The sequence below is a fragment of the uncultured Thiodictyon sp. genome (genome assembly GCF_903946935.1).
In the GTDB taxonomy this organism is placed as follows: domain Bacteria; phylum Pseudomonadota; class Gammaproteobacteria; order Chromatiales; family Chromatiaceae; genus Thiodictyon.
Genome location: NZ_CAJAXH010000117.1, coordinates 1 through 9,692, shown reverse-complemented (window position 1 = coordinate 9,692; position 9,692 = coordinate 1). Strand labels below are relative to the sequence as shown.

Below are 9,692 nucleotides of genomic sequence, written 5' to 3'. Positions count from 1 at the left end.
TTGCGTGCGCACCGGCCTGGAGGCGTGGAGTTACCACGTCCTGGTCCCCGATCACCGGACGGCGGGGGCGGGGCTGGAGAAGTTGGCGGACAGCCCGGTCTGGCCCTGGCTCGCCGGCCGGGTGCAGGTGGTGTGGTGGTCACTCGGGCAGGCCTGTCAGCGCCTGGCGGTCCTGCTCTTCTGGTGGCCGTTCAGCCTGATCCTGTGCGCTGCCGCCGCGTACGATGCGTTGTTACGGCGGCGCATCCGGCAGCACAGCTTTTCCTATGCCAGTCCGCTGATTCATTTCTGGTCGGTGCGGGCCCTGCTTTGGATACTGATCGGGACCTTGATGCTGTTGGTTGCCCCGATCCCGCTACCCGCCGCGGGCGTGCCGGTTGGGGTGGCCGTTGTTGCGGTGCTCTTGGGGCTCGTGCTTGCCAACAGTCAGAAGCGGCTGTAGGCCAGCGTTGCATCCTCGGTCCCGCGGGTAATGGGCTCCAGACACGGCGCGTCGCAATGCCGCATTCGTCGTCCGGTTCAAGCCGATGCTGCTCCCGGCGCGTGTGCTCGACGCCGAGACACCCAATTTAAGCGAACCACAAGAGCTTCACGACATGCTGGCCGAACGCTTTAAGACTTGGACCCAGGAGTGTAAGGATGAGGGTCTGCGTGAAGGCAGGCAGCAGGGGCGAGATTAGCTACTCACTCGCCGCTTCGACCCCCTGCCGTCATGAGCTGCGGAGCGCCTAGGTCAGGGCAGCGAGGCCGAGCTTGAGGCTTGGGCCGATCGCGTACTGGAGTGCCAAAGCCTGAAGGAGGTCCTTGGCGGATCGGCTTGAGCGGGCGGGCTATCGGGGGCGGGGAACTAAGGACGAATTTTCTCCTGGTCCGTCTCCTATTTCCCGACTCTCCGCGGAGGGCTATATTTTGTTGCTACATTCCTCTCCCTTAAGTCGCGATAGCAGAATTCTGCACGAGCGCTCTGCTTCTTGAAGAAAATCTGCTGGTATAGGTCGGTGGTGAGCCATGGGATTACGCGCCCTAATTATGTCTTGGAATCTCCTGTCCCACTCCGCCTTAGCTCCGCCAAGAATCGACCGGTACTGCTCCCACTCAGCGAACACGAAGTCTTTCAAGTCGCTAATGTATGCATAGTCTAGAATAAAGTCCGACGCAGCATCGCCGAACATCCGTTTCTCGCGGATTCGCTGCTCGATCAATTTGGCTAGAGCAGCACTCAATCTGGGGAGCTTCTTCTGCAACTCATCGAACCAATTCTCACCATATGCAAGAACCATTCGATCCTGAACTAGGTATCTGAGTTGGCGCTCCGCATCCCCAAGCAAAAGCCAGGAAGGGGTCATGCGTGTCAGCAGCACCAGATAGTCTCTGAAATGTTCGGACATGCATGCAACACTCCCAGAAACTACATCGCTACTAAGAAGGATGCCATAGTGTTTCAAGAGACACTCAGTGTGTGGCGCAATAGCACGCCAGCGCGGCCCCACTACTAACTCACACATCGCTTCAAACATCTTGTCATGCGCTAGCAGGCTCTCCAACTGCCGATATTGATTCGTGAACTCGTGCGACTGCGCGTGCTGTGCGTCCTTGATTGACTTGTCGCTTAGGTGTGAGTTGTTTTTCTCAACAGCCTCACACATCACGACTTCCGCTAAGAAGGGGTGGCCGCCTGTGATTTGCCATAAGGCTTCACGTCCGGGATCGTCCACAGGAACAGGACTTCGCGCGGATAGAGCATCGAGGCCATCCCGCTCTAAGGGTCGCATGTACATAACCTCGCACAAACCCGCTAATGTCGAGCAATCTACCGCCCCTTGGATCATATCAAGCGAACGTCTCGATACAAATATAAAGGTAACTCCATAGCGATCCCGGTCATTAGCCACCTCGCGTATCCGGGCAATGAATAGTGACGCATCAGTGAAACCGTCTTGTAAAATAGCGTCAATTTCATCTACGACAATTGCTGATCTCTGACCACAACGCCGCCGCTTACGCAATGTTCGCAGAAAGCATTCGTAAGCTTCGTCGTGATCGCTAGTTCGCACAATTGTCTGAGCGTCCCACTCAGCTGGTGAGGTTTCCTCGAGGATTCTGTTATATGCTTGGATTGGTCCTCTGATCGCGTCAAGAGTAATGTACCCGCCGACCAACCCTGTTACAGTTGAATCAAGACTTCGCAGCACCTCTCTGGCAACACTTGTCTTCCCCATTCGAGGGAGTCCAACTAGGCTGCAATGGGCCTCAGAGCGCACTCGCATTGCCAGCCGATCAAGCATTGATCTGCGCCCGACAAGTCGACTTCCGCTGACGGGCGAACCTCGACCGCTAAATGGATTCTCTGGTGGCATTTGGATTCACTCAACTATTGGTTTGCACGAAGCCATGAAGCGAAAAGTCCGACGCGAATGCTTACCCGCTCGCCCTCCACCGCGAGTATTTCCCTGTCGATAAGATCCTTAAGCGCTTCGCCGCTCCTCAGAAGCTCGGAAAGAGCATCTTTGTAGCACCACTCTGAATGAAGTGATTCCCGCGCTATACGAGCCAAGACACGCCAGAGGTCATCACGAGGCACAGTCGCGACTTTCTCACCCGCAGCTGTTACTAGGGCGTCAAACCGCTCCGGCGGCAGTGCTTCGTTTCCAACTGTTAGCGTTCGGGCGATTTGATCAATATCCGCCTCTGTTACAAATGCCGCATTCCGCGAGTTCAGGTGTCGCACAAGACGGTCACAAGCGATTTGCAGGAAGAACGGACTGCCTGCCGTCAGATCGAATAGACGATGCAGCGCTTGGCCCCGGTATCGAGACGATCCATTCAATAGTATCGGCTTCGATGCTAGCGCTGCCGCCTCCTCTTCATTGAGGTAGCTAATACGCTCGTCATGTGTCACTCCGAATTCATTAGGGAATGTTTGCTTGAAGCGCGGCATAGTATCTTGCCCCACTAAGAGGGCGTTGAAGGTTCTCGCCTCAAGCAATGCTTTCCAACCGCGCATAAAGGCTTCCACATCACGGTGTGCGTTTTCAAATATGTAGGTAAATTCATCAATTGCAACGGCGACTTGATGTCCTCGTTTCGTAAGACCACGCGCTACATCCCTAATCGCCTCAAGGGGGCCTGCATCCACCTCTGACCGACTCGGCCAATTCTCGGGAATTCCCACATTGGCGTCCTCTAGACAGAAGGTCACTTCCTGCACGAACAAACGGGCGAAGCTACCCCACAAGTTGCCTGGCGTGAACGTTCCGGCGGACATCGGAGCGAAAAATACCGATTTTCCAAGTCGCCGTTCCACTTGTTTCAGAACGGAGGATTTGCCTGACCGTTTCTGTCCATACAATACGAAGCACTGCCCGAGGCTTCCCGAAGACAAATATCGACTAACACGGTCAATGAGTGCAGCGCGGCCGAAGAACATATCTTCGTCTTCCACTGGCGATCCACCTGAGTAGCGGCCATAGGGATTCGGGATTTCCTCAAAGCCCTGTTCGCCTAAGCGAACTGCAAGAGAAAACGGTTGTGATTTCTCCGTAGCTCCTTTGCGATTTCGATATTCTACGGCAATTTGAACTGAGAATGTTCCATCTTCTATTTGGTGCTCCAATGGCCTGATTGCCAGTTCGATCTCTCTGGTCTGTCCGCCATGTAAAGGATCTGGTGAGTGGCAAGGATCTCCATGCCCCTTTTCAAGGACAAGACCAATCGCCTCAATTGGGGGCGAGCTCTCATCCTTGGAAATAAGCTGGAGTCTCAACGCAACGGTGCCATCGTTCACGACGTAAAAATCGCTGTCGAGAACGTTTCTTAGTTCGAGGCTAGGCTTGGCAGTCTCTGCCCGGGAAAAATCGGCTTTCAATAGCTCAAGCAAAGAAACTAGAATTGGCAGCAATCGCTCGATAGACAGATGAGTCGGGTGACGTTGCAATTCCTCAATATGACGCGCAATATCCGCTCCTAACCTCAGGAACTTGGTCTCGCGCTCACGGAAATGCCTCTCCAGTGCGTAATCAGACGCATCACCAAATAGCTTCACTAGGTCCGTAAGGCGTTTACGGTCAAGCTCGAAGCGCACAAGAACCATCTGCTCGGCGACAGCTTCTTTTCCTCTGCGTAAGCCGTCAGCAGAAAGTGCATCGCCAGACAAACACTTCAAGGCGTTCTCAAGCTCTCTTAGACGTAATCGCTCTTTTGATTGGCATTGTGGTGTCAATTTAAGATCAGACCTGGCTTCGCAAACCGAGGTGAAGTGCTCATATGCCGATGGTGCTCTAATCTGATAAAAAGGGGCATCATTAACAAAGCGTGACCAGTCATCTGGGCACTCAGTAAGAAGATTCAAGACGTTTGGTAACCGTTTTCCGGTATCAGGCTGTAGTAATGCGCTTGGTTCTACCATATTGGACAGATAGGTTCCGAGCAATAGTACCCACGCGGCTTCGAAGCTGGTTTGGGCTTCACGACCCGGTTCGAGGCGTATAGGGCAGAGTATGAGGGACTCAAGGGCGTAACAACGAACCGAATCTCTCTGAAAATCTTCACTCATTGCAGCTTCAGCGACAGCGAGAAAATGACGTCTCAGATATTCGTGTATGCTCCTACTCTCTGTCACATTGGAAGCATGTTCGCATAGCCAAGCAAGTGTTAGCAAATAGTCTGCGCGCTCTCTAGGACGCCGTCCCTTGAGTCTGTCCAGCAGCACCTGAACCTGCCGAACGTCCTGAGTTTGATAACTCCCGCTTTCCTTGGTACGTGTATCAATTCCACGCAGTTCGCAATGTTCTAATTGTCGGCGTGCAAGTAACGATATGCCCAGAGAACTAGAAATAAAATCATTGTATTCGTCTTCGCTTTCGCCTGCCGAATCTCCAATTGGAATGATCCCTGTCTCTTTAGCGTCGTTCGCTTTTTCGAGTAGAAGCACAGTGGCATTGTCATAGGGGTTAGATGTAAGAATTAGCTTCAAAATTCGTATTGACGAATCAAATTGCCCTGCGGCAAGCATGCAATATGCTTCTTGGCGCAGGTAAGCGATGCGCTTGCTCTTGTCCGTCGCCTGTTTCGCCAATCCAGACAATAGCTGTCCTGCCTTTGAATAGTTCTTTGTCTTAACCAGAAGTTGCACCAGCATCTGATCAAGGGAAGGCACCTCGCTTTCTAGAAATTTGTAGCGATGTTTATCCAATAGTTCTATTGCATCATCAGGTCTTCCTTTGCGGCTCCTTAAAGCTGCGAGTTGCTTTATCGCACTCTTAAAGTGAGTTCCGCGTCCTGAAATTTCCTTGCGGTAATACGACTCTGCCTCGTCGAGTTGATCAAGCTGTTCCGCTGCCATTGCTTTTGCGAACCAACTGCCATCTTTTGGTATTGCTTGGAGCCGCAACTTTAGTGGGGCTCGTTTGGTTGCTTCCGACGGAAGATGCGTGTCTTCCGCTAGAACGCTGATTTGGTTCGCTAAAGGGTATTTCCCGGAAAGCGCGTCCGTCTTTCCGGAAAAGGTGATATCCTGACGAACATTACCTTTGGTTAGGGAGTGCAGGAGCGATGGACTAATTACTTCGTTTCGATGGAAGAACCATGTCTGTCCGGTCGAATCTTCTACAAGGAAACCGAAGCTCCTACCAGGATAATATGCAGATACCCATCCTCGACGTATTGCGTCCCGGGCGGATACCTTCGTGGGTTTGGTTATCCTAGGCTCTACAGGTGCGGAGATCCTATCTTTCCAGGGGAACAGATCATTTCCGATCTTAGTTTGACGTAGTTTTTCAATATCGCCAGACAAGGCCGCACTGTACCCATCAGCATCTTCTCTTACTGCGAGAGCAACAATACTGGAAACAAGGCGTCGTCCTGTGTCGGACAAGTCTAAGGAAAGCAGTGCGCCAATAGGTGAATGGATCGCCTCATTCAATCGGAGCACGCACTGACCGAGACAGCGGACAAGGTTTATCTTGTCAGATTCACCGTCAAGATGGGTAGCCCAAAGAAGGAACTTTATCGCATTTTGCCAATCATTTTCTCGGATTGCTAATGTTGCAAGCGCAACGGTTGCAGCTTGGTGATTTTGTTCTAATTCCAGAGTTTTCTGAAAATATGTTCTTGCGCGTGATATGCCTAATCCACTGTAATCTGCTAACAAACCGGCAAGATAATTCAGGTAAGGCTCTTCAAGGGTTTCTGCAAGTTCTGCTATTCGTGCCGCGTCCTGGCTCATACGCGCCGGTTCGTGGACCTTTTGTGCGTAGTCATACCTGTTTTTCCATCGGTTGATTTCCTGTTGAATATCTTTGGAGAGCGATGGGATGTTAAAACTTGGTGCGGAAAGAGGCAGAAATGGATCACCCGCGAAAAGAAGTTCCAGATCGGCTGGGGTGGGCAGGCTCTTAGTTGCAAGCGATAGCAGATTTTCGGCCGGAGCCGTAGAGATGCGCTCGGCCGATTCTGGATCGTATCTAATAGATTCTTCAGGGCTTTCGCCCGAAAAGTCCGGAGATGTCTGTTGCGAGGTGGTTGCGGGTGATGGCGATTGCCTGGGTACTCGCCATGCAACGATATCTGTGGCCGGTATCCACTCGGTCCCTGAGCTAGTATCGAAGATTAGTCCATCCGGTAGAAGTTCGAGAAGAACACCACACGTTTCAGGAGATTCCATGGAAAAGGCCAAGCGAAGACAAAGAGTCTTGCCTGGCTTTGCAATACGCGTCAACGCGGCGAATGCTGACGTCATGTTTCTCACGGCTTCTTGGGGCTCATCAGACATAAATAGTGTAACCATCCGTCATTATTGCTGCCCGACTAGGTTTCGACGGCGCATGATTCCGCTATTCGGCTCTTAGACGCGCATCGGATCAGAAATCGTTGGCTAGGTTAACGGGTTGTCTCGGCCCGACGGTTCCTTCAGGGCTCGAGCAAGTTCTGGGCGATTCTCGGCGATAGTATACGTCAGTCGTAGACGTTGTCGGTTGTCCAGAGGATTGGGGAACCGGGCCCGTGATGCCTTCGTGGGTGTAAGTGGCCGAATCTGGACGGAATGCTCAAGGTGTCCGTCAGCGCTCTTGCTGCCCCACCTCATGGTTTGGCGGGCCTGGGCAAGGCCGTGTTGCAGCGCCGCCCAGGCTTGCCTTGACTCAACGGACCTTGGTTGAAGGCGCGGCGGGCCGATCGTCGTGGGGCTCGGGGCGCCTTCACGCCTGGCCGTTCCGTGCTGAGCGACCGACCCCGGGGGGGCTCACTCAACCGATTCGCGCGGGCGGCCAGGTTCTGCGGATGTCGATCGTTACTGGCCTGAGGAGAGTCTGGTGGGTGCGTCTCGGCGAGCACCCTGAAAGGATGCGAGCGCCCGCTGCGGCCGTTCTCGGCCTTGGCCCAACCCCGTTTCCCGCATTCCCCCCAAAAATCCGCATCTTCAGCTCTCACGGTCCCCGCCCGCCGCGCCGCACACTGCGCCCATGGCTGACCCAACCGAAATCCCCAAGTACATCGACGACCCACCGCTGATCCTGCTGTGGCGCGTCGATGATCTCGTCCCGATCGTCCTGTGCCTGGTGATCGGGATCTTCACCGGCAGCCCCAGCACGATGTTTAAACTGATCGTCCTGGGCGTCCTCCTGGTGCGCCTGTATTCCAAGTACCGCGAGCGGCGCCCCGACGGGCACGCGCTGCACTTCCTCTATTGGTACGGCCTGCTGCCCCTGCGTGGGCGTACCACCCCCAATCCATTTTGTCGGCGGTGGCTACCATGAACTTGCAGCGATTTCTCGCTACCTGGGCCGGGCTGACGCTGGAGAACCGGGTCAACCCCTGGATTCCTATCCCGGGGAGCCGCGCGTCGGCGCAACCGTTGGGAGCCCGCGATGACCCGTCAACCGACCCTGCTCGCCCTATGCGTCTCACTCGCGCTCGGCACCGCCCAGGCCGCGCCGGAGCCCGACCCCGGGGCCGCGATCCCGCGGGTCGCCTGCGACCTGTTGGATGTCCGCACCGTGGCGGCGGGACCCCGCGCCGACCCGGCCGGGACCGGCGAAAGTTCCCCTGGTGGCGCACCGACCATTCGCCAGGTCGGCGGACTCGACCTGGCCGCCCGCCGAACCAGTAGCGCCCCCGAGCGCCGTGGCGGTTTCCTGCGCGTCGCCATGGGTCCGTCGGCAGGCCAAGCCCCAGCCGTCGCCATGGAGTTGGGACCCCGCAACGTCAGCATCACCCCGGGCACCACGGCGTTGATCGAGATCGCCATCGATCACCTCAACCGTATCGTCACCCCCTTCGCAAACCCGGTGGTGCGGACCGTCGCGGCGGCCAGTACCAGCGTCGATGGCCATGTGGTCTACGTGGCCACCTCCACCGAGGAACCCGTGTCCCTATACATCAGCGACGGGCAGAGCAATGACCTGGCGTTGTCGCTCACCCTGGCCCCGCGGTACGTGCCCCCGCGCGAGATCCGCCTGACCGTGCCCGGGTATCGCGGCAAGGGCGTGAGCAGCGCGGGACCCGACGGCGGCAAGTCGGCGTCGCTACCGGGCACGGCGGGGGAGGGCAACGGCAACACCTCCTATGTCGCCGCCTTGACCGACCTGCTGCGCGCCATGGCGCAGCGGCGGCTGCCGGCCGGCTTCCAGGTCAAGGGCCGCGGCCCCAAGGCGCACTGTGTCCCGGGGCTCAAGATCACCAGGACCCAGCTGATCCAGGGGGCGACTGCCAGCGTGCTGACGCTCGGCGTGCGCAATGCCGGCACCGGCACCGTGCCGGCCAACGAGTCGGCCTGCGACCTGGACAAGGGCATCGTCGCGGCGGTCGGCGCCTGGCCGTTGAAGGCCCTGGCGCCGGGGCAGGAGACCGAGGTCTTCCTGGTGCTCCAGGAAGGCTTTGTGGCGGCTGACCCGAGCGGGACACCGCGGTGATCAATCTCAAGAGCCGATGGGCATCCCTTTCGCCCGGCGTCCAGCGTGCGGTTGCCTGGGGTGCGGGCGGCTCCGTGCTGCTGCTCCTGGCCGCGATTGCGGTGCAGAGCGCCGGGGCGCCTACGCACCGGGGCAGTGCCCAGGACAAGCTGGTGCGGAACCTGCTCACCGACACCGATCCGCGCTCCTTGGGCATCGAAGGCCTCGCCGCCCGGCTGGAGCGCATGGAGCAGCACGTCGATGACGTGAAGAAGGCGTTGGCAAAACCGCCGGACAAGCCGGACGTGCCCCCGGTCGACCCCGCCGTGGTCGAGGCCCAGCGCGTCGAAATGGCCCAGTTGAAGGATGAGCTGGAGAGCCTGCGCCGCCAGATGGAGGTAGCCAAGCAGACGCCCCCGCCCGGATCGCCGGCCGCCCTGCGGCCCCCGGGGCGACTGCCCGAGCCGGCGACCCCGCCGACCCCGGCGCCGGCCGCACCAGCGCCAGCGCCGCAGGGTGAGCGGCCGATGGATCAGATGTTCAGCCCGCCGACCGCCAAGGGGCCGAGCCCCGCGGTGCCCGGGTCGCGCGCCAGCGGTGCCAACCGTGCCATGGACATCCGCGTGGTCAGTGCCCCGCCGCCGCCGGCACCGCCCCCCGGTCGACCCGCCGCCCCGGCCCCGGGCGAACTGTTCATCCCGGCCGGCAGCATCCTCACCGGCGTGCTCCTCAACGGCCTGGACGCCCCCACGGGGCAGGGCGCCCGGCAGCAGCCGACCCCGGCCCTGGTGCGGATCAAGCACGACG

General features: G+C 57.5%; 5 protein-coding genes and 1 pseudogene. 4 read left to right on the top strand and 2 right to left on the bottom strand.

The genetic code is table 11. The features are described from left to right. Window positions 1-442 (top strand): DUF4400 domain-containing protein (locus QZX93_RS10175; RefSeq protein WP_295394578.1); only part of this gene is annotated, 442 nt, incomplete at its 5' end. 460 nt (window positions 443-902) lie between these two features. Here QZX93_RS10175 and QZX93_RS10170 read toward each other — a convergent pair. Then, window positions 903-2,267, bottom strand: a complete 1,365-nt coding sequence (locus tag QZX93_RS10170) for an AAA family ATPase (RefSeq protein ID WP_295389693.1) — start codon at window positions 2,265-2,267, stop codon at window positions 903-905. 104 nt (window positions 2,268-2,371) lie between these two features. After that, window positions 2,372-6,769 carry an AAA family ATPase gene (locus QZX93_RS10165; protein WP_295389677.1) on the bottom strand — a complete coding sequence of 1,466 codons (4,398 nt, stop codon included), beginning with the start codon at window positions 6,767-6,769 and terminating at the stop codon, window positions 2,372-2,374. Between the two features lie 688 nt (window positions 6,770-7,457). Between QZX93_RS10165 and traL the strand changes: the two genes are divergently transcribed. From traL to QZX93_RS10150, 3 genes and pseudogenes are all read left to right on the top strand, one after another. Next, window positions 7,458-7,751 (top strand): type IV conjugative transfer system protein TraL, encoded by a 294-nt coding sequence (gene traL / locus QZX93_RS10160; RefSeq protein ID WP_295389675.1) that lies wholly within the window; start codon window positions 7,458-7,460, stop codon window positions 7,749-7,751. Window positions 7,752-7,862: 111 nt separating this feature from the next. Beyond that, window positions 7,863-8,906, top strand: coding sequence for a type-F conjugative transfer system secretin TraK (locus QZX93_RS10155; protein ID WP_295389673.1), 1,044 nt, complete (start codon window positions 7,863-7,865; stop codon window positions 8,904-8,906). Next, window positions 8,903-9,692, top strand: a pseudogene (locus QZX93_RS10150) (hypothetical protein); the annotation flags it as partial. The gene QZX93_RS10155 and the pseudogene QZX93_RS10150, both read left to right, overlap by 4 nt.

Coding starts and splice junctions, on each gene's coding strand:
- QZX93_RS10170 (WP_295389693.1), bottom strand. CDS start 2,267: ATGCGAGTGCGCTCTGAGGCCCATTGCAGCCTAGTTGGACTCCCTCGA.
- QZX93_RS10165 (WP_295389677.1), bottom strand. CDS start 6,769: ATGTCTGATGAGCCCCAAGAAGCCGTGAGAAACATGACGTCAGCATTC.
- traL (WP_295389675.1), top strand. CDS start 7,458: ATGGCTGACCCAACCGAAATCCCCAAGTACATCGACGACCCACCGCTG.
- QZX93_RS10155 (WP_295389673.1), top strand. CDS start 7,863: ATGACCCGTCAACCGACCCTGCTCGCCCTATGCGTCTCACTCGCGCTC.